Source organism: Microbacterium sp. cx-59 (assembly GCF_020805625.1).
Lineage (GTDB): Bacteria > Actinomycetota > Actinomycetes > Actinomycetales > Microbacteriaceae > Microbacterium.
Genome location: NZ_JAJHGO010000004.1, coordinates 1 through 18,861, shown reverse-complemented (window position 1 = coordinate 18,861; position 18,861 = coordinate 1). Strand labels below are relative to the sequence as shown.

Genomic DNA, 18,861 nt, shown 5'->3' with positions numbered 1-18,861 from the left:
ATCCTTTCCGGGTTCGAGTCTACGCAGCGGGGGCTGTGCGACCCGTTGATGCACCGGCGGTCCGCCGCATCCGTCACGCCCCGTCGGGACGTGCGGGGACTGGTCAGCCGGCGCGCGCGATGCGTGCCAGGACGCCGTGCACGAACGCGCCGGCTTCGTCGGTCGAGAACTCTTTCGCGAGCTCCACGGCCTCGTCGATGGCGACCGCGACGGGCACCTCGTCGTTGTACAGGGCCTCCCACACGCCGATGCGCAGCACGGCGCGATCGACGGCGGGCATGCGCTCGAGCTTCCAGTCGCGGGCGTGCGTGATGATCTGCTCGTCGATCTCATCGCGGTTGTCGATCACACCGTCGACGATGTCGCGGGCGTACGTCCACGATGCCTGGCGCGCGGGCTCGCCGGCCGCACGCTGGGCTTCGGCGGCGAGGATCACGGCCAGGTCGTCACCGCGGACGTCGGCCTGGAAGAGGATGTCGAGGGCGCGCTTACGCGCTTTGCTACGTGCACTCATGAAGGGGGCCCCGCCGCGTCAGCTGATGCGGCCGAGGTAGTCGCCCGTGCGGGTGTCGACCTTGATCTTCGTGCCGGTCTCGAGGAAGAGCGGAACCTGCATCTCATAGCCGGTCTCGACCGTCGCGGGCTTCGTGCCGGCCGACGAACGATCGCCCTGCAGGCCGGGCTCCGTGTAGGTGACCTCGAGGATCACGGATGCGGGCAGCTCGATGTAGAGCGGGTTGCCGTTGTTCAGCGCGATCTGCACCTGCTGGTTCTCGAGCAGGAAGTTGGCGGAGTCGCCGACGATCGTCTTGCTGACGTTGAGCTGGTCGTAGTCGGCGACATCCATGAACACGAAGTTGTCACCATCGTTGTACAGGTACGTGAAGTCGCGGCGGTCGACGTTCTCGGTCTCGATCTTCGCGCCGGCGTTGAACGTCTTGTCGACGACCTTGCCGGACATGATGTTCTTCAGCTTGGTGCGCACGAAGGCGCCGCCCTTGCCGGGCTTGACGTGCTGGAACTCCACGACGCTCCAGAGCTGCCCGTCGATGTTGAGGACGACGCCGTTCTTGATGTCTGCGGTGGATGCCATGGTGTCGAGTTTTCCGTTCGTCAGCGTTCGGGTCCGTACGGCCCGACCGCCCATTCTAGTCCGCGAGACTGGATCTTCGCGCCGAGACCATGGAGTAACCCCACTGTCTGGGCGCGAAGATCCCGTCTCGCGGGTTCTCGGGCGGGGGGATCAGCCGTCGGCTTGGCCGGTGATCACACGGATGAGGTCGGCCACCGCAGTGGCGTAGCCGGGCACTCCCTGCCCGATCACGTGCACGACCGCGACGTCGTGGACGTATGAGTGGTGTCGGAACTCCTCGCGGGCGTACACGTCGGAGATGTGCACCTCCGCGATCGGCAGGCTCACCCCGCTCAGCGCATCGCGCAGCACGACGGAGGTGTGGGTCAGTCCGCCGGGATTGATGACGATCCCGGCGCAGTCCTCACGTGCGGCGTGGATGGCGTCCAGCAGCACGCCCTCGTGGTTGCTCTGCAGAGCGCGGACATCGAAGCCGAACGCCGCGGCCGCATCCGTCGCCACGCGTTCGACGTCGGCGAGGGTCGCGCTGCCGTAGATGTCGGGCTCGCGCGTGCCCAGAAGATTGAGGTTCGGACCGTTGACCAGGAGGAGGCGTCGGGGAGTGCTCACGAGCGCACGCTACCAGCGGATGCGGTCATCGCACCCTGCGCCGCGAGGCGGACGGGCGCCGCTCCCGCGCCGAACCCGTCGTAGCCACGGCGTCGTTCGACGAACTCGAGGAACACCTCGCCCACCGTGCGGGTGTAGCAGTGCAGGTACTCCGCGTCGTCGTCGCGGTCGTAGGCCAGCCGCAGGGACCGCAGTTCCTGCACGCGCTCGGGGCTCAGGTCGAATCGGGCGGCGAGATCGTCGTAGTAGTTGTCCGGCATCCGCAGGAACTCGAGGCCGCGGGCGGCGGCGGCGGCGGCCAACGCCCGAACGTCTCCGCAGGCGAACGCGACGTGCTGTGCGAGACCCACGGAGTGTCCGCGTTCGACGGTCATCGGGGGTGCCACGTTCAGCGGCAGGCGCACGGCGCGGTCTGCGCTGCTCATGACGCGGCTGCGCATGAGTCCCTGCGGGCCGGGTACGTCGGTCGTTCCGGTCACGCGCAGCCCGAGCACCGAGCGGTAGAACAGAACGGACTCCTCGATCACCTGCCAGGGCAGCGTGAGGCTCACATGGTCGACTCCCTCGACCGCGCCGGACACCGCCGACGCGCCGTGCTCGAACTCCCCCACCCACGCCGGCTCGCCCGACGTGGCGTCGGCCCAGTACAGCTCCGTTCCGTCGGGGGCGACGGCGGCGTCGAGCGGCTGCTCCGCGGCGTACGTCCGGCGGTAAGCGCGGGGTGTGGCGAGTTCGTCCGCGCGGCGGGTCAGTGCCTCCGCATCCTGAACGGCCACCCCGATCGCCGCGATGTGCGGGGCCAGTCCGCGGGCGTGCTGCTCGTTCAACACGACGCGTGCGCGACCGGACGTCCAGAGGGTCACGGGCTTGGTTCGGTGCCGCCCCCGGGAGGTGAACCCGGCCTGAGCGAGCAGCGCCTCCACGGCCGAGGTGTCCTCCGCTTTGATCTCGACGAAGTCGATCTCGACGGGAGGGGTCGTGTCGGTCAGCAGCGCGAGGCCCCCGGGGGCGTCGTCGCCGAGCCGCCGCGCGACCGCGTCCTCGAGGTGCCGGAGCGAGCGTCGGGCGTGAACGGCGGTCCGCTCCGCATCCGTCTGCCGGAACGTGTCGTTGAACACCTCGAGCGACCAGGGTCCGGTGTAGCCGGCGCGCACGACGTGCGTCATGAGGTCGACGAGGTCGAAGCTGCCCTCGCCCGGGAACAGCCGGTGGTGGCGGCTCCAGGAGAGCACGTCCATCGAGAGCGTCGGCGCGTCGGCCAGCTGCAGGAAGAAGATCTTCTCGCCCGGGATCTGCTCGATGGCCGCGGGATCGTGGCCCCGCGAGAGGATGTGGAAAGAGTCGATGCAGACTCCGACGGCCGGGTGATCGGCCAGCTGCACGATGCGCCACGCACGGCGGTAGTCGTCGACGAAGCGTCCCCAGGCGAGCGCTTCGTACGCGATCCGCACGCCGTAGCGCGCCGCGAGATCGCCGAGCCGGCGCAGCTGGCTCGCGCTGACGTCATCGTCGTCGATCGTCGCGGTGCCGACGTTGCTGCAGCACAGCACCGTCTCGACGCCGAGTTCGCGCATGAGCGTGAACTTCGCCTCCGCCCGCCGCAGCACCTCGAGGAACGCGGGCTCATCGACGCCCTCGACATCGCGCATCGGTTGGTAGAGGTCGATCGACAGTCCCAGACGCTCCGCCGAAGCGCGAAGCTCGGAGGGACTCTCGGGAGCAGCGACGAGATCGGGTTCGAAGATCTCGATGCCGTCGAAGCCGGCGGCGGCGCACGCGCGCAGCTTGTCGGCGAGGGTCCCGCTCAGGCACACAGTGGCGATTGACGTCTTCATCGCGGCGAATGTACCACGCAGTACATTCATCGCAACAGGGGCGATGAGTGGCTTCTGTCGAAGGAAGGAGTTGACAGGTCGCGGGTGCATCGTTCACCCTGGACGCACCAGTTAGTACATTCCGGGTCGCGCGCTCGTCGTCGAGTGCGTCCACGAAGGAGTAGCCCGTGCACGTCGATCACCCGTATCTCGTCGGCCTCATCGGTACCGGCGTCGGGCCCTCGCTGACGCCCGCACTGCACATGACCGAGGCGGCAGCGCTCGGCATCCCGTACCTGTACCGCACGATCGATCTGACCGATCTCGGCCTCTCCCCCGACGATCTCGGCGACATCCTCGCGTGGTGCGAGCGGCTGGGCTTCGACGCCGTCAACGTGACCCATCCCTGCAAACGCGATGTCATCGCGTACCTCGACCGGGTCGACGAGACCGCCGCCGCGCTCGGAGCCGTCAACACAGTGCTTTTCACGGAATCCGGTCGCATCGGCCACAACACCGACACGACGGGGTTCGAGCGCGCGTTCCGCACCGGCATGCCGGATGCGCACCTCGACCGGGTGACGCAGCTCGGTGCCGGCGGCGCCGGTTCCGCTGTCTCCGACGCGCTCCTGCGGCTCGGCGTCCGCGACCTCACGATCGTCGATATCGACACGGCGCGCGCCACCGAGCTCGCCGCCGAGCTGTCCGCGCGGCACGACGCCCGCGTCACCGCGGCCGGCACGGATGACCTTCCGGATGCGGTCCACCGGTCCGATGGCGTCGTGCACTGCACGCCGACCGGAATGGCGGCGCATCCGGGGATGCCCTTCGCGGAAGACCTCCTGCGGCCCGACCTGTGGGTCGCCGATATCGTCTACCGTCCGCTTCGGACGGAGCTGCTGACGGCCGCCGCGAGCGCCGGATGCACGACCCTCGATGGCGGCAGGATGGCGGTCTATCAGGCCGTCGACGCCCTCGAGCTCATCACCGGGCAGCGCCCGGACCCCGACCGCATGATCCGCCATTTCCACGATCTCGTCGCCTCGCACGAGATTCCCATCCGATAGGAGCGTCCACCCGATGACCACCACCGCAACGCCGCGGAAGACACCCGTGAAGGCCGCTGTCGCCAGCTTCATGGGCAGTGCCGTCGAGTACTACGACTTCTTCCTGTTCGGCTCCGCCGCCGCACTCATCTTCCCCGTCATCTTCTTCCCGAGCGGCGACGACGCCGCGCTCGTCATGTCGTTCGCGACGTTCGGCTTCGCGTACATCGCGCGGCCCTTCGGCGCCGTGATCCTCGGTCACTTCGGCGACCGGATCGGCCGTCAGAAGGTTCTGATGTTCACCCTGCTGATGATGGGCATCTCGACGTTCATCATCGGATGCCTTCCGACCTTCGAGCAGATCGGATGGTTCGCCCCTGGTCTTCTCGTGCTCTGCCGCTTGATGCAGGGTCTCTCGGCGGCCGGGGAGCAGGCGGGTGCCTCGTCGCTCACGCTCGAGCACGCCCCCGACGACCGGCGCTCGTTCTTCACGTCGTGGACGCTGACCGGCACCCAGGGCGGTCAGATCCTCGCCGCCCTCGTCTTCATCCCGGTCGTGGCGCTTCCGGACGACATCAAGTTCACTTGGGGATGGCGCGTCCCGTTCTGGCTCAGCGCCGTCGTGGTGCTGGTGGCGTTCTTCATCCGGCGCTCCCTCAACGAGACGCCGGAGTTCGAAGCTGCGAAGGCGTCCGGCGACATCGCACGGATGCCGCTCATCCCGCTCCTTCGCGACCACTGGCGTGACGTGATCCGCGTCATCTGCTGCGCGTTCATCGCGGCCGTCTCCACGGTGTTCGGCAACCTGGCCCTCGCCTACGGCGTGGAGGTCGGCCTGGCGCAGAGCCTCACGCTCTGGTTGGTCGTCGTCGCGAACATCGTCGCACTCGGCACGCAGCCGCTGTTCGGTCGTCTCGCTGACAAGATCGGTCGCAAGCCCGTCTTCATCTACGGTGCGCTGTCATCGGCGGTGTTCATGCCGTTCTACATGCTGTCGATGAGCGGCGACAGCACGCTCCTGACGTTCGCGCTCGCGATCCTCACGTTCTCGGGCGGATACGCGGCGGCCAACGCGGTGTGGCCGTCGTTCTACGGTGAGATGTTCAGCACCCGGGTGCGGTTCTCCGGAATGGCCATCGGCACGCAGCTCGGGTTCCTGATGGCCGGCTTCGCGCCGAGCATCGTCGCCGCCCTGGGCGGTGTCGCCGAGGGCGGCTGGGTCGTGATCAGCATCTTCACGGCGGTCATTTCGCTGATCGCCGCGGTGAGCGCGCTCACCGCCCGCGAGACGAAGTCGGTGCCCACGGCCGAGCTCGGGCTCCGCGCGGAGCGCTTGCACGCCGACGCCTGAACCGGATCGCCAGTGGGGCCCCGCTTCGGCGGGGCCTCACTGCTGTTCGGCAACCTCCTGGTAGGCGGCGAAGAGCAGCGACTCGTCGGGCGCCTGCAGCACTGTCGGGCGGGCGAGGTCATCGAGCACGATGAAGCGCAGCATCCCGCCGCGCGACTTCTTGTCGCGCTGCATCGTCGCCAGCAGCGTCGGCCATGCCCCGCCGCGGTAGGTGGTCGGAAGACCCAGCGACTGCAGCACATCGCGGTGACGCTGCGCGGTGTCATCGGAGAGGCGTCCGGCGAGTCGGGAGAGCTCGGCGGCGAAGACCATGCCGATCGAGATCGCCGCCCCGTGCCGCCAGCGGTAGCGCTCGGCGTGCTCGATCGCGTGGCCGAGCGTGTGACCGTAATTGAGGACCTCGCGGAGCCCCGCCTCGCGGAAGTCCTCCCCCACGACGCGCGCCTTCATATCGATCGCGAGTTCGAGGCAGCGTCGGAACGACGCGGATGCCGGGTCGACGATCGCGGTCGGCTCCGCCTCGATGCGATCGAGGATCTCGGGGTACCAGATGAAGCCCGCCTTCACGACCTCCGCGAACCCCGCAGTCGCCTCGTTGGCCGAGAGCGAGTCGAGCAGTGACAGATCGCAGATGACGGCCCGCGGAGCCCAGAACGCGCCGACGAGGTTCTTGCCCTCCGCGGTATTCACGCCGGTCTTGCCGCCGACGGCGGCGTCGACCATGCCGAGGACGGTGGTCGGCACGTGCACCACCTGGATGCCGCGCAGCCAGGTCGCGGCGACGAAGCCCGCGAGATCGGTGACCGCTCCCCCGCCGAATCCGACGACCGCATCCGTCCGGGTGAAGTCGGACTGCCCCATGACCTGCCAGCAGAACGCCGCGACCTCGATGCGCTTCCCCTGCTCCGCATCCGGAATCTCCGCGAGCAGCACGTCGCGTCCCGGGGTACCCATGAGCTGATCGCGGAGCAGCCCCGCGCGCTCGGCGAGGGTCGGCGGGTGCACGATCAGGATCTTCCGGACGCTCGGCGCGAGGGCTTCGCCGACGCGATCCAGGATGTCGCGGCCGATCGCGATGTCGTACCCGGGGTCGCCGGGCACCGAGATGACGGTGGTCTCGCTCATACGGGGGTTCCTCTCGGGACGGCGGTCGCCGCCCACGTGGCGATGCTCTCGACGACGTCGGCGAGCGGTCCGCGGGATGTGTCGAAGACCGCGTCCGCGACCTCCTCGTAGAGCGGCCGGCGTGCGGTGAAGATCCGTTCCCATTCTTCGACGGGGTCGGTCCCGCCCGCCAGGAGCGGCCGGGAGCCTCCGGCGATCCGCTGAGCGACCACCTGACGGTCGACCGTCAGGAAGGCGACGCGGTGCGCGCGGAGGTCGTCGCGCGTCTGCGCATCGAGCACGGAACCGCCACCGAGCGAGACGACTCCGCCGGCGGCGAGGGCGCGCACGACGGCGTCGCGCTCGAGGGCGCGGAAGTGCGGCTCCCCGTGGGAGCGGAAGAGTTCCGGAATCGGACCGTGCTGGCGAACGATCATCGAATCGGTGTCGACGAACGGAACTCCGAGCGTGCGCGCGACGCGGCGGCCGAGGCTGCTCTTCCCGGCCCCCATCGGCCCGACCAGCACCAGCGCCGGGTCAGCGGCTGCGCTCATCGTCGTGCAGCGCCGGGTCGCTCTGCACGCTCGTGCGCAGCGCCTCCGGGATCGCAGCGAGGTAGGACTCGAGGTTGCGACGTGTCTCCGAGACGTGATCGCCGCCGAACTTCTCGAGCACGGCGTCGGCGAGCACGACGGCGACCATCGCCTCGGCCACGACTCCTGCCGCGGGCACGGCACAGACATCGGAGCGCTGGTGGTGGGCGGTCGCGGTGTCGCCGGTCGCCACATCGACGGTCCGCAGCGAGTGCGGAACGGTCGCGATGGGCTTCATCCCGGCGCGAACGCGCAGCACTGTGCCCGTCGACATTCCGCCCTCGGTTCCGCCGGCACGATCGCTCGAGCGGGTGATGCCGTCGGCCGCGGCGAACAGTTCATCGTGGGCGCGCGATCCGCGGCGGCGAGTCGTCTCGAATCCGTCGCCGATCTCGACGCCCTTGATCGCCTGGATGCTCATGAGCGCCTGCGCGAGCTTCGCATCGAGTTTGCGATCCCACTGCACGTGCGATCCGAGCCCCGGGGGAACGCCGTAGGCCAGCACCTCCACGATTCCGCCGAGGGTGTCGCCGTCCTTCTTGGCGGCGTCGACCTCGGCGACCATGCGCGCCGACGTTTCGGCGTCGAAGCACCGCAGCGGATCCGCATCGAGCGCGTCGACGTCGCTCGGCACGGGCAGGGCGGCGTCCTCGGGCACGCGTACCGGTCCGATCGAGAGCGTGTGGCTGACCAGCGTGATGCCGAGCTCCGAGAGGAAGGAACGGGCGATCGCGCCGAGCGCGACGCGCGCGGCGGTCTCACGGGCGCTCGCCCGCTCGAGGATCGGCCGGGCCTCGTCGAAGCCGTACTTCTGCATGCCGACCAGGTCGGCGTGGCCCGGACGAGGACGTGTCAGGGCGGCGCCGCGGCCGCGCGAGCGTTCGGTCAGCTCGACCGGCTCGGCACTCATGACCTCGACCCACTTCGGCCACTCGGTGTTGCCGATGCGCACGGCGATCGGGCTGCCCAACGACTCGCCGTAACGCACCCCGGTGGAGAGCGTGAGCTCGTCCTCCTCGAACTTCATCCGGGAGCCACGACCGTAGCCGAGCTTGCGGCGAGCGAGGTCGGCCTGGATGGCGGCCCGACTGATCGGAACGCCGGCGGGGAGGCCCTCCATGAGGGCGACGAGTTCGGGACCGTGGGATTCGCCGGCCGTGAGCACGCGGAGCATTGGTCTAGTCTCCCACGACCGCGCGGCGCATCTCCGCCAGCACACGCGCCTCGTCGAGCAGCGGATGCTGCGCATCACCCGTCGTGAACGCGCGCACCTGCAGGAGTGCCTGGTGCAGCAGCATCCCGAGTCCCGACGACGCGGGGAGCCCCGCCCGCTGCCAGGCGTGCCCGAGGACGGTCGGCCACGTGCCGTAGGCCACGTCGAAGAGAGTGCCGCCGCCCGCCGCGAGGGAGTCCGTCACGTTCTCCGCCAGCGCGGCGTCGGCCGGGAGCGCGGCGATCGTCAGCGACACGTGCGGAACCGGGGCGGTGTCGAGTCCGGATGCGGTCACCCGCATCCCGAGGTCTTCTCCGAGGCGCATCAACGTGTCTGCGCGCTCGGGCCGGCGGGCGCGCACGTCGATCTGCCCCGCGCCGAGTTCGTGCAGAGCGACGAGCGCCGAGGTGGCCGTCGCGCCCGTGCCGATGATGCGCGCGGACTCGACCTGGTCGATTCCGCTCTCCCGGAGCGCGCCGACGATCCCGCCGACGTCCGTGTTGAACCCGATCGGCTCCTCGGCGTCCACGATCAGCGTGTTGACCGCGCCGGTCAGTTCCGCGTGCCGATCGCGCACACCCGCGAGCCGGTAGCCGGCGAGCTTCAGCGGCATCGTCAGCGACAGGCCCCGCCAGCTCGCATCGAGCGCGGCGATCGCCCCGGCGAAACCGTCCTCGGTCACCCGGCGACGCTCGTATGTCCAGTCGAGACCCAGGGCGGCGTAGGCCGCCGCGTGCAGCACCGGAGAACGGCTGTGCCCGATCGGATCCCCCCAGACGGCGAGACGCCGGGGTGTCAGCATCCGGAGTCCGGGTTCTCCGTGCACCAGGCGCGCCACTGCGCGACGGCCTGATTGTGCTCGGCCGCGGTCGCCGTGAAGACGGTCTCCCCCGTGTCGAGGTTGACCGTCACGAAGTACAGCCAGTTGCCCTCGGCCGGAGACATCGCCGCATCGATCGCGGTGTCGCCCGGGTTGGAGATCGGGCCGACCGGCAGCCCGGGATGCACGTAGGTGTTCCACGGGTTGTCATCGGCGAGAGCCTCTGCCGACGAGCTGGCGGTGCCGTCGTGCAGCTCGTTGAACCCGTACTGGGCGGTCGAGTCCATCTGCAGGAGCCCGAACGTCTCCTGGTTGCCCGGGTCGAGGCGGTTCTGAATCACGCGCGACACCTTGTAGAAGTCCTCGGTGGAGCGCGCCTCGCGCTGGATGATCGACGCGATCGTGAGGATGCGCTGCCGGTCATCGACGGGCACACCGGCGGCGTCGAGCGACTGCACCGTGCGGTCCACCATCCGTTGGATGATCTGGGGCGCGGTCGTGCCGGGATCGAAGGTGTAGGTCGCGGGGAAGAGCCAGCCCTCGAGCGAGTCCGCCGGCACCCCGTACGCGGCGGGATCGGCGACCGCCGCCTGCAGGTCCTCGATCGGCACCGTCATCTGCTCGGAGATCGTCGTGAGCGACTGCTCGACCGTCAGCCCCTCGCGGAGCTGCGTGGAGTTCTCCATCCGGTTCGCCGGGTCTTCGAGCGCGGTGATCACCGCGGCGGACGTCATGTGCGTGCGGAGGGTGAACACGCCGGGCTGGAACGTGAAACCGACGTTGTTCTCGATCATGTAGTCGTAGAGCGAGTCCGGGGTGCGGGTGACACCGGCGTCGTACAGCTTCTGCGACACCTGCGGGCCCGCGTCGCCCGACGCGATCGTGATGGTCGTCGCTTCGCCCTCGGTGCCGGCGTCGAACTCGGCCGGCTCCTCCCATCCCATGAAGGCGCGGATGCGGTCCTCGTAGGTGTTCCAGACCCAGTACCCGCCGCCGGCGATGCCGCCGACGAGGGCCACCACGACGATGAGAGCGATCCAGCCGCCGATGCGACGGCGGCGCTTGTCGGGCGGCGGCGGAGGGGATCCGAGCACGTCGGTCGTGACTTCGCCCGTGAAGAGCGCATCGAGTGACCCTGCCCGCGGGGCCGGCATCGGCGCCTCGCGCGACGAGGACGCGGCGGGCGCCGCGACGACCGACCATCCCTCGGGAGGCGTGACGGGGCGCGCGGATCCGGATGCGGCTTCTGCCGCCGCCGCAGCTTCGCGGGCGGCGCGCCGAGACGGCGGCTGGCTGTCGGACATCAGTCGGGCTCCTCGTCCGGGTGTACGGGTGTGCCGGCGGCCGAGCCCCTGCTCTTCTCGACATCGAGGGCGTTCTGCAGCAGGATCACGGCGGCGACCTGGTCCACTATGCCACGGCTCCCCCGTTGAGATCGTCCGGATTGCCTGAGCGCCGCGTGTGCGGAGACCGTGCTCAACCGTTCGTCGACGAGGCGCACCGGCACATCGGTCGCCCGGGCGATGGCGGTCGCGAACTCGCGCGCGTCCGTGGTGGAGGCGGTGTCTTCGCCGCGCAGGTTCGTCGGCAATCCCACGAGGATCTGCACGGCGTCATACTCGCGACCTATCGCGATGATGGGCGCGACGGCGTCCTCGGTGCGCGCGCCCGTCTCCCGGGGGGTCGCGAGCCGGCGGTGGGGGTCGCATTTCGCGACCCCGACCCTGGCTCGTCCGACGTCGATGCCCAGCCGCACGCCGCGGTCGAAACCCGTCACGCGCGAGCGGCCTCCAGCGCGGAGGTCACGGCGTCGAGAGCGGCCGGAAGCGCGTCGGCATCCGTCCCGCCGCCCTGGGCGACGTCGTCCCGCCCGCCGCCGCCGCCGCCGAGCACTGCGGCTGCGGCTTTGGCGAGGACGCCCGCCTTGACACCAGCGTCCCGTGCACCGGGCGTCGTCGCGACGATGACCACGACGCGCTCACCCGCGACCGCGCCGAGCGCGACGACACCGGCATCCGAGCCGAGTCGGTCCCGCACCTGCAGGGCGAGCGAACGCACGTCATCGGCGGACGACACCGCGCCGAGCGAACCGGTGACGACCCGCAGGCCCCCCACCGATCGCGCCTGCGACGCGAGTTCGGGCGCACGACCCGCGAGCGCCTGCGCTTCGAACGAGGCGATCTTCTTCTCGGCCGCCTTGAGGCTTGCGGCGAGGTCGGCGATGCGCGCCGGCAGCTGGTCGCGGGGCACCTTCAGCGACCCGCTCAGCTGCGAGACGATCGCCCGCTCCGCGGCGAGGTCACGGAATGCGTCCAGACCGACGAGCGCCTCGACGCGACGTCCGCCCGCACCGACCGACGACTCCCCCACCAGATTGATGAGGCCGATCTCGGCGCTGGATGAGACGTGTGTCCCGGCGCACAGCTCGCGCGACCACGGTCCGCCGATATCGACCATCCGCACCGTGTCGCCGTACTTCTCACCGAACAGCGCCATCGCGCCGAGCTCGCGCGCGTCGTCGAGTGCCAGCACTCGCGTCGTGACCTCGAGGTTGTCGTGCACCGCATTGTTCGCGATCTCTTCGATCTCGGTGCGTGTTTCGGGCGAGAGTGCCTGACCCCAGGTGAAGTCGAAACGCATGTACCCGGCGCGGTTGAGCGAACCGGCCTGGGTGGCGGTCTTGCCGAGGGTGTCCCGCAGCGCGGCGTGCACGAGGTGCGTCGCGGAGTGCGCCTGGCGCGCAGCGCGGCGGTTGGCGGCGTCCACGACCGACGTCGCGGGGTCGCCGACGCCGATCTCGCCGACCGTCACCTCGACGGTGTGGCTGACGAGTCCCGCGACCGGCTTCTGCACGTCGAGCACGTCGGCCTCGAAGCCGGCTCCCACGATCGCGCCCTTGTCGGCGACCTGGCCGCCGGACTCCGCGTACAGCGCGGTCTCGGCGAGGATGATCTCCGCGATCTGGCCCGCGCGGGCGCGGTCGGCGGGAACGCCGTCGATCAGGATGCCGAGGACCCGCGACTCCGTCTCGAGGTCGGTGTACCCGGTGAAGACGGTCTCACCCTGTGCGCGGAAATCGCGGTAGACGCTGTGATCGGCGATCGCCCGGCGGCGGTTCTTCGCATCCGCCTTCGCGCGGGAACGCTGCTCCTGCATGAGGGTGTCGAACGCCGCGCGATCGACGTTGAGGCCTGCTTCCTCCGCGACCTCGAGCGTGAGATCGATCGGGAAACCGTACGTGTCGTGCAGCAGGAAGGCCTCGGTACCCGCGAGCGAGGTGCCGCCGGCCTGCTTGGTCTGCGCAATGGACAGATCGAGGATCGTCGATCCGGAGGCCAGCGTCCGGAGGAAGGTCTCCTCCTCGCCGAACGCGTACTGCGAGATCCGCGACCAGTCGTCGGCGACCACCGGGTACGCCGCAGACATCGCGTCACGCGACGCCGCGAACAGTTCGGGGAACGTGGGGCCGTCGACGCCGAGCAGACGCATCGCGCGCACGGCGCGGCGCATGAGGCGACGCAGGATGTAGCCGCGTCCCTCGTTCGAGGGAGTCACGCCGTCGGACAGCAGCATGAGCGAGGAGCGCACGTGGTCGGCGATCACGCGGTAGCGCACGTCGTCCTCGTGTTCGGCGCCGTACGGGCGACCCGACAGGGCGACGGCACGGTCGAGCACCGGGCGCACCTGGTCGATCTCGTACATGTTCTCGACGCCCTGCTTGATGAACGCGACGCGCTCGAGGCCCATGCCGGTGTCGATGTTCTTGTTCGGCAACTCGCCGACGATGTCGAAGTCCGTCTTCGATCGCACGTTGGCGATCGAATCCTGCATGAAGACGAGGTTCCAGATCTCCGTGAAGCGGTTGTCATCGACCGCGGGGCCACCGTCGCGGCCGTACGCGGGACCGCGGTCGAAGTAGATCTCCGAGCAGGGGCCGGCCGGGCCCGGCTGGCCGGTCGACCAGTAGTTGTCTTCCTTGCCGAGCCGCTGGATGCGCTCGGCCGGCAGGCCCGCGATCCGCTGCCACAGCGCCGCTGCTTCGTCGTCGGTCTCGTAGACGGTGACCCAGAGGTCCTTCTCGTCGAATCCGAGTCCGCCGGTGGATTCCGCCGACGTCAGCAGCTCCCAGGCGTACGTGATCGCCTGTTCCTTGAAATAGTCGCCGAACGACCAGTTGCCGAGCATCTGGAAGAACGTGCCGTGCCGCGCCGTGTGCCCGACCTCTTCGATGTCGTTCGTGCGGATGCACTTCTGCACATCGGCCGCGCGGGGGAAGGGCGCGGGAACCGTGCCGTTCAGGTACGGAACGAAGGGAACCATCCCGGCGACCGTGAACAGCAGCGTCGGGTCATCGCTGACCAGAGACGCCGACGGGACGATGACGTGATCGTTCTTCTCGAAGTAGGAGAGGTAGCGTGCGGCGATGTCAGCGGTCTTCATGGAGTCTGTTCCTCGGGAAGGAGCACCCGGACCGATCGGCCCCGGCGCGCACGGCGGTACGGGTCAGTCGCGGTCGGCGACGACGGAGGCGACGTCGGAGTCGGAGAACTTGGCCTGCTCTTCGCGGTAGGCCTCGCCGATGCGGTCGGTGAACTCGGTGATCCGAGCGTCGATCTCGGCGAGCACCTCGTGCCCGCGGGGATCCTTGTTCACGAGGTGGGCGAGCAGGAACCCGGCCCCCGTGCCGAGCACGAACCACAGGACATTCTTCACCGGGACCTCTTCCTTGTTGCGGCCGTTCAGCTGGCGGCCCTCATCCATCGTAGGTGAGAACACCTCAACCGGTCGGTGTGGCCGTGCTCTTCTCCGCGCGCTACTTTCCTGCGCGCGCGCCTCAGATCTGTAGCGCGCATGCTGAAAAGTGGCGCGCCGGGAGCTTCGAAGACGACGAAGGGCGCCGGGGATGCCCCGGCGCCCTTCATGCGAGCTGGATCAGCGCGCGGCGTAGTACTCGACGACGAGCTGCACGTCGCAGGTCACGGGGACCTCTGCACGCTTCGGGCGACGCACGAGGCGTGCCTGCAGCTTGTCGAGCTCGACCTCGAGGTAGCCCGGAACGGGGGGCAGGACCTCGGCGTGGCCACCGGCTGCGGCGACCTGGAAGGGTTCGGTTCCCTCGCTGCGGGGCTTCACGTGAATGAGCTGGCCCGGCTTGACGCGGAACGAGGGGCGGTCGACGATCTGGCCGTCGACCTGGATGTGACGGTGCACGACGAACTGGCGGGCCTGCGCGGTGGTGCGGGCGAAGCCGGCACGCACGACGAGGGCGTCCAGACGCATCTCGAGAAGCTCGACGAGGTTCTCACCCGTCAGCCCCTCGGCACGGCGGGACTCGTTGAACGTGTTGCGCATCTGCTTCTCGCGGATGCCGTACTGCTCGCGAAGGCGCTGCTTCTCGCGCAGACGAACGGCGTAGTCGCTGTCCTGCTTGCGCTTGGTGCGGCCGTGCTCGCCCGGAGCGTAGGGACGCTTCTCGAGGTACTTGGCGGCCTTCGGGGTGAGCGGGATGCCGAGTGCGCGGCTGAGGCGCACCTTGCGGCGGTCCTGGGACTTCGTGGTCACGAAGTGTTCCTTTCGATGACGCGGTCGTGCCTTTCACGACTCACGGACGTATCTCCCGATTCCCCGTTCCGCGCGCACGCCGGGGCGCATCGGAGCAGTGGATGGAAGGAGGAGATGCCCGAAAACATGGTTTCGAGCCGATTCAGCTTATCAGACTGGGGCGGAGGAGCCCGGGGCGGGTGCTCCCGCGCTCACGCGGTGCCGTCCAGGATGCGACGGATGCGTTCGAGCCGGGCGGCGACGTCACGTTCGTGCCCGTGCGATGTCGGCTCGTAGTAGCGGTGTCCGACGAGCGGATCGGGCAGGTACTGCTGCGCCACGACGCCGACATCCGCGTCATGCGGGTAGCGGTAGCCCTTGCCATGCCCGAGCCGCTTCGCGCCCGCGTAGTGGGCATCGCGCAGATGATTCGGGACCCGCCCGAATCCGCCGTTTCGGACGTCGGCGATGGCCCGGTCGATCGCGAGGTACGCGGCATTCGACTTCGCGGTGGACGCGAGGTACGCCGTCGCTTCGGCGAGCGGGATGCGGCCTTCCGGCATGCCGATGAACGCCACGGCGTCGGCGGCGGCGACGGCGATCTGCAGCGCCTGCGGATCGGCCAGGCCGATGTCTTCCGCGGCGGAGATGACGAGGCGGCGGGCGATGAACCGGGGGTCCTCCCCCGCCTCGATCATGCGCGCGAGGTAGTGGATCGCCGCATCCACATCGCTCCCCCGGATCGACTTGATGAAGGCGCTGATCACGTCGTAGTGCTCGTCGCCCTGACGGTCGTAGCGCAGGAGCGCGCGATCGACCGCCTGCGCCACCACCTCGGCCGTGATCTCAGGAGTGTCATCGGATTCCGGGTCGTCGACCATCGCCGCGGCCGCCTCGAGCGCCGTGAGCGCCCGTCGGGCGTCGCCCGATGCCATCTGCACCAGCGCCGCGCGGGCGTCGTCGGCGAGTGCGACCGAGCCCGCGAGCCCCCGCGGGTCGCTCACCGCCCGGTCGACGAGCGAGCGCAGATCGTCATCGCCGAGCGTCTCGAGCGTCAGCAGCAGCGATCGTGACAACAGCGGCGAAATCACGGAGAACGAGGGGTTCTCGGTGGTCGCCGCGATCAGCACGATCCATCCGTTCTCGACGCCCGGAAGCAGCGCGTCCTGCTGGGCCTTCGTGAATCGGTGGATCTCGTCGAGGAAGAGGATCGTCGACTGCCCGTAGAGGTCGCGCTGATTCAGCGCCTCCTGCATCACCTCTCGAACGTCTTTCACGCCCGCGGTCACGGCGGAGAGCTCGACGAACCGACGCCCCGAAGACCGGGCGATCGCCTGCGCGAGTGTCGTCTTCCCCGTGCCGGGGGGACCCCAAAGGATCACCGAGACAGCGCCGTTCGTCTGGCGGGAGCTGTCTGCCAGCGCCACGAGCGGCGAGCCCGGTCGCAGAAGGTGCCGCTGGCCGGCCACCTCGTCGAGCGAGACCGGCCGCATCCGCACCGCGAGAGGGGTCTGCCCCTGGAAGAGTGCGCCGCCGGTCATCCCTCCAGGCTAGACGTGCGCGCCGACACCGCGTCCGCCCCGTGGCTTTGTCGCGCGCGGGCGGCTGTGCGTAGGATCGGGCGAGCTCCGGCTCACGGATGAGGAGGAACAGTGGCCAACCCGAAGTCACGTGAACAGCGCGCCGAACGCGAGCGTGCTCGCCTGTACCAGGCCCGACGGGACTTCCACGCCGGCATCAGCCGCCGCCGCGTGCGAGACAACCTCATCGCCGGGATCGCCGGCGGCATCCTCATCCTCGCCGTCGTCGGCGGACAGGTCGCGTACTACACGCTCGGACCGGGCGTACCCGCTCCGTCCTCATCCCCCTCCCCGACGGCGACGCCGTCGATACCCGCGCCCTGATCGGGGCGCCGCACGGTCGTCGCGATCGGCCCGGCCGGCCGGACGCGTCATCCCCGGTCGCCGTCCCTCAGCGCTGCGACCGCGGGTACTAGGCTGAATCCGATTGCCCGACCGCCGATGCGAGCCGCTTGAGGTGCCCCGTGACTGCCGCGACAGAACACTCTTCCGATCAGCCCGAAACCGGGATCGTTGATCCCGGCGCCGACGCGCCCGAGAACATCGCTGAGCCGGTGACGACTCCCGATTCCGTGAACCCCGCCGAGCCCGACGGTGAGCCCGAACCCGCGACGGCGAGCGAGCCCGAGGCCGCGACGGCGAACGAGCCCGAGGCCGAAGGCACCCCTGAGCCCGTGGCCGAGCCCGTTGCGGCTCCGACACCGACTCCCGCGATGCCTCGCAAGCCGAAGGCGGCACCCGTCGCCGTCGAGAACGGCGAGCCCTGGGGCCGCGTCGACGATGACGGAACGGTCTCGGTGCGCGAGGGCGACCAGTGGCGAGTGGTCGGTCAGTATCCCGACGGCTCCCCCGAGGAGGCGCTCGCCTACTTCACCCGCAAGTACGCCGACCTCGCCAGCGAGGTGACCCTGCTGGAGGTGCGTCAGCGCCGCGGCGGGGCGTCCGCCTCCGACCTTCGACACACCGCGACGACCCTGCAGGGCAAGCTCGTGGACGCGGCGGCGGTGGGCGATCTCGCTTCCCTCACCTCGCGCCTCGACGCCCTGTTCGGCACGCTGCAGGAGGCGACCGCCGCCGAAGCCCAGGTCGCGAAGCAGGCCGTCGATGCCGCCATCGTCGAGCGCACAGCGCTGGTCGACCGCGCAGAGGCGATCGCAGCCCGCGACCCGCGCACGGTGCAGTGGAAGCAGGTGTCGGTCGAACTGAACGACCTCTTCGAGCAGTGGCAGGCGCACCAGCAGAACGGTCCGCGCCTGCCCAAGTCGACGTCGCAGCAGCTCTGGTCTCGATTCCGCGAGGCGCGCAGCACCGTGGAGCGGCACCGTCGGGCGTTCTACGCGGAGCTCGACGAGACCCACAAGCACGCGAAGGACCAGAAGACCCGCCTCGTGGAACGCGCGGAGGCGCTCGCCCCTCGCGGCGAAGAGGGAATTCCCGCGTATCGCGGACTGCTCGACGAATGGAAGGCCGCCGGACGCGCCGGCAAGAAGGTCGACGACGCGCTCTGGGCTCGGTTCAAGGCTGCGGGCGACGCGCTCTACGGCGCACGCATCGAGCGCGAGTCCGTGGAGGCCGAGGAGTCGAAGGGGCGCATCGAACTGAAGCGTGCGGTCCTCGAGCGTGCCCGGCCGATCGTCGACGTCAAGGACCTCGCCTCCGCGCGCCAGCAGCTGACGGCGATCCAGCGCGAGTGGGACGAGATCGGACGGATCTTCCCTCGCGACAAGGAGCGGACGCTCGATGACGAACTGCGCAAGATCGAGACGTCTGTGCGCACGCGGGAAGACGCCGACTGGAAGCGCAACGACCCCGAGACGACCGCCCGCGCGAACGACATGACGCGGCAGCTGACCGACGCGATCGAGAAGCTCGAGGCCGACGTCGCCGCCGCCGAGAAGCGCGGCGACGCCCGGGCGACGAAAGAAGCCCAGGCCGCCCTCGAGGCGCGGAAGGCGTGGCTCCGCGCGATCGGCGGCTGAGTCCTCCCCCGGATGACTGTCATCCGGGTCTGTCCACAGGTCGCCCGCGACGCCCCGAAGAGAGGGCGTCGCGGGGGCACCGGGTGGCCAGACGTGGTGGTGGGTGTTGTTGCCCCGG

Annotated in this window: 18 protein-coding genes; 4 read left to right on the top strand and 14 right to left on the bottom strand. The window is 69.7% G+C overall.

Annotation, left to right across the window (positions count from 1 at the left end; genetic code table 11):
* Positions 1-103 precede the first annotated feature (103 nt).
* The 4 genes from nusB to LMI96_RS03480 all read right to left on the bottom strand — a co-directional run bounded on the left by nusB (position 104) and on the right by LMI96_RS03480 (position 3,537).
* Entirely contained in the window at positions 104-514 is a 411-nt protein-coding gene (gene nusB / locus LMI96_RS03495) for a transcription antitermination factor NusB (protein WP_223721214.1), read from the bottom strand.
* Between the two features lie 18 nt (positions 515-532).
* On the bottom strand, positions 533-1,093 hold the full coding sequence (efp, locus tag LMI96_RS03490; RefSeq protein ID WP_228360498.1) for an elongation factor P: 561 nt from the start codon (positions 1,091-1,093) through the stop codon (positions 533-535).
* Positions 1,094-1,243: 150 nt separating this feature from the next.
* Complete coding sequence (locus tag LMI96_RS03485) at positions 1,244-1,702, bottom strand: type II 3-dehydroquinate dehydratase (protein ID WP_223721212.1); 459 nt, start codon at positions 1,700-1,702, stop codon at positions 1,244-1,246.
* On the bottom strand, positions 1,699-3,537 hold the full coding sequence (locus LMI96_RS03480) for a bifunctional sugar phosphate isomerase/epimerase/4-hydroxyphenylpyruvate dioxygenase family protein (protein WP_228360497.1): 1,839 nt from the start codon (positions 3,535-3,537) through the stop codon (positions 1,699-1,701). Before LMI96_RS03480 ends, LMI96_RS03485 begins: the two co-directional genes overlap by 4 nt.
* Positions 3,538-3,704: 167 nt before the next feature.
* On the opposite strand from LMI96_RS03480, the gene LMI96_RS03475 reads away from it, so the two are divergent.
* Positions 3,705-4,583: a shikimate dehydrogenase gene (locus tag LMI96_RS03475; RefSeq protein ID WP_228360496.1), complete on the top strand. Its 879-nt coding sequence runs from the start codon at positions 3,705-3,707 to the stop codon at positions 4,581-4,583.
* Between the two features lie 13 nt (positions 4,584-4,596).
* A complete protein-coding gene (locus LMI96_RS03470; protein WP_228360495.1) occupies positions 4,597-5,913 on the top strand; it encodes an MFS transporter in 1,317 nt (438 codons plus the stop codon).
* A gap of 36 nt (positions 5,914-5,949) precedes the next feature.
* Here LMI96_RS03470 and aroB read toward each other — a convergent pair whose 3' ends face one another.
* The 10 genes from aroB to LMI96_RS03420 all read right to left on the bottom strand — a co-directional run bounded on the left by aroB (position 5,950) and on the right by LMI96_RS03420 (position 16,725).
* Positions 5,950-7,038 (bottom strand): 3-dehydroquinate synthase, encoded by a 1,089-nt coding sequence (gene aroB / locus LMI96_RS03465; RefSeq protein WP_223721208.1) that lies wholly within the window; start codon positions 7,036-7,038, stop codon positions 5,950-5,952.
* Complete coding sequence (locus tag LMI96_RS03460; protein WP_228360494.1) at positions 7,035-7,571, bottom strand: shikimate kinase; 537 nt, start codon at positions 7,569-7,571, stop codon at positions 7,035-7,037. The genes aroB and LMI96_RS03460 overlap by 4 nt, the downstream gene beginning before the upstream one ends.
* Positions 7,555-8,784, bottom strand: a complete 1,230-nt coding sequence (gene aroC, locus LMI96_RS03455) for a chorismate synthase (RefSeq protein WP_223721206.1) — start codon at positions 8,782-8,784, stop codon at positions 7,555-7,557. The genes LMI96_RS03460 and aroC overlap by 17 nt, the downstream gene beginning before the upstream one ends.
* A gap of 4 nt (positions 8,785-8,788) precedes the next feature.
* Positions 8,789-9,649, bottom strand: coding sequence for a shikimate dehydrogenase (locus LMI96_RS03450; protein WP_308015745.1), 861 nt, complete (start codon positions 9,647-9,649; stop codon positions 8,789-8,791).
* Entirely contained in the window at positions 9,619-10,947 is a 1,329-nt protein-coding gene (gene mltG / locus LMI96_RS03445; protein ID WP_228360493.1) for an endolytic transglycosylase MltG, read from the bottom strand. Before mltG ends, LMI96_RS03450 begins: the two co-directional genes overlap by 31 nt.
* Positions 10,947-11,420: a Holliday junction resolvase RuvX gene (ruvX, locus tag LMI96_RS03440; protein WP_228360492.1), complete on the bottom strand. Its 474-nt coding sequence runs from the start codon at positions 11,418-11,420 to the stop codon at positions 10,947-10,949. Before ruvX ends, mltG begins: the two co-directional genes overlap by 1 nt.
* Complete coding sequence (gene alaS, locus LMI96_RS03435) at positions 11,417-14,083, bottom strand: alanine--tRNA ligase (protein WP_228360491.1); 2,667 nt, start codon at positions 14,081-14,083, stop codon at positions 11,417-11,419. The genes ruvX and alaS overlap by 4 nt, the downstream gene beginning before the upstream one ends.
* Before the next feature lie 63 nt (positions 14,084-14,146).
* Positions 14,147-14,404, bottom strand: coding sequence for a class I SAM-dependent methyltransferase (locus tag LMI96_RS03430; RefSeq protein WP_223721201.1), 258 nt, complete (start codon positions 14,402-14,404; stop codon positions 14,147-14,149).
* A 171-nt stretch (positions 14,405-14,575) separates the two neighbouring features.
* Entirely contained in the window at positions 14,576-15,205 is a 630-nt protein-coding gene (rpsD, locus tag LMI96_RS03425) for a 30S ribosomal protein S4 (protein ID WP_223721200.1), read from the bottom strand.
* Between the two features lie 191 nt (positions 15,206-15,396).
* Positions 15,397-16,725 carry a replication-associated recombination protein A gene (locus tag LMI96_RS03420; RefSeq protein WP_228360490.1) on the bottom strand — a complete coding sequence of 443 codons (1,329 nt, stop codon included), beginning with the start codon at positions 16,723-16,725 and terminating at the stop codon, positions 15,397-15,399.
* A 111-nt stretch (positions 16,726-16,836) separates the two neighbouring features.
* On the opposite strand from LMI96_RS03420, the gene LMI96_RS03415 reads away from it, so the two are divergent.
* Positions 16,837-17,088, top strand: coding sequence for a dioxygenase (locus tag LMI96_RS03415; RefSeq protein WP_223721198.1), 252 nt, complete (start codon positions 16,837-16,839; stop codon positions 17,086-17,088).
* Between the two features lie 389 nt (positions 17,089-17,477).
* The gene (locus tag LMI96_RS03410) at positions 17,478-18,743 is read left to right on the top strand and encodes a DUF349 domain-containing protein (RefSeq protein ID WP_228360791.1); all 1,266 of its coding nucleotides are present in this window, start codon (positions 17,478-17,480) and stop codon (positions 18,741-18,743) included.
* Positions 18,744-18,861 lie beyond the last annotated feature (118 nt).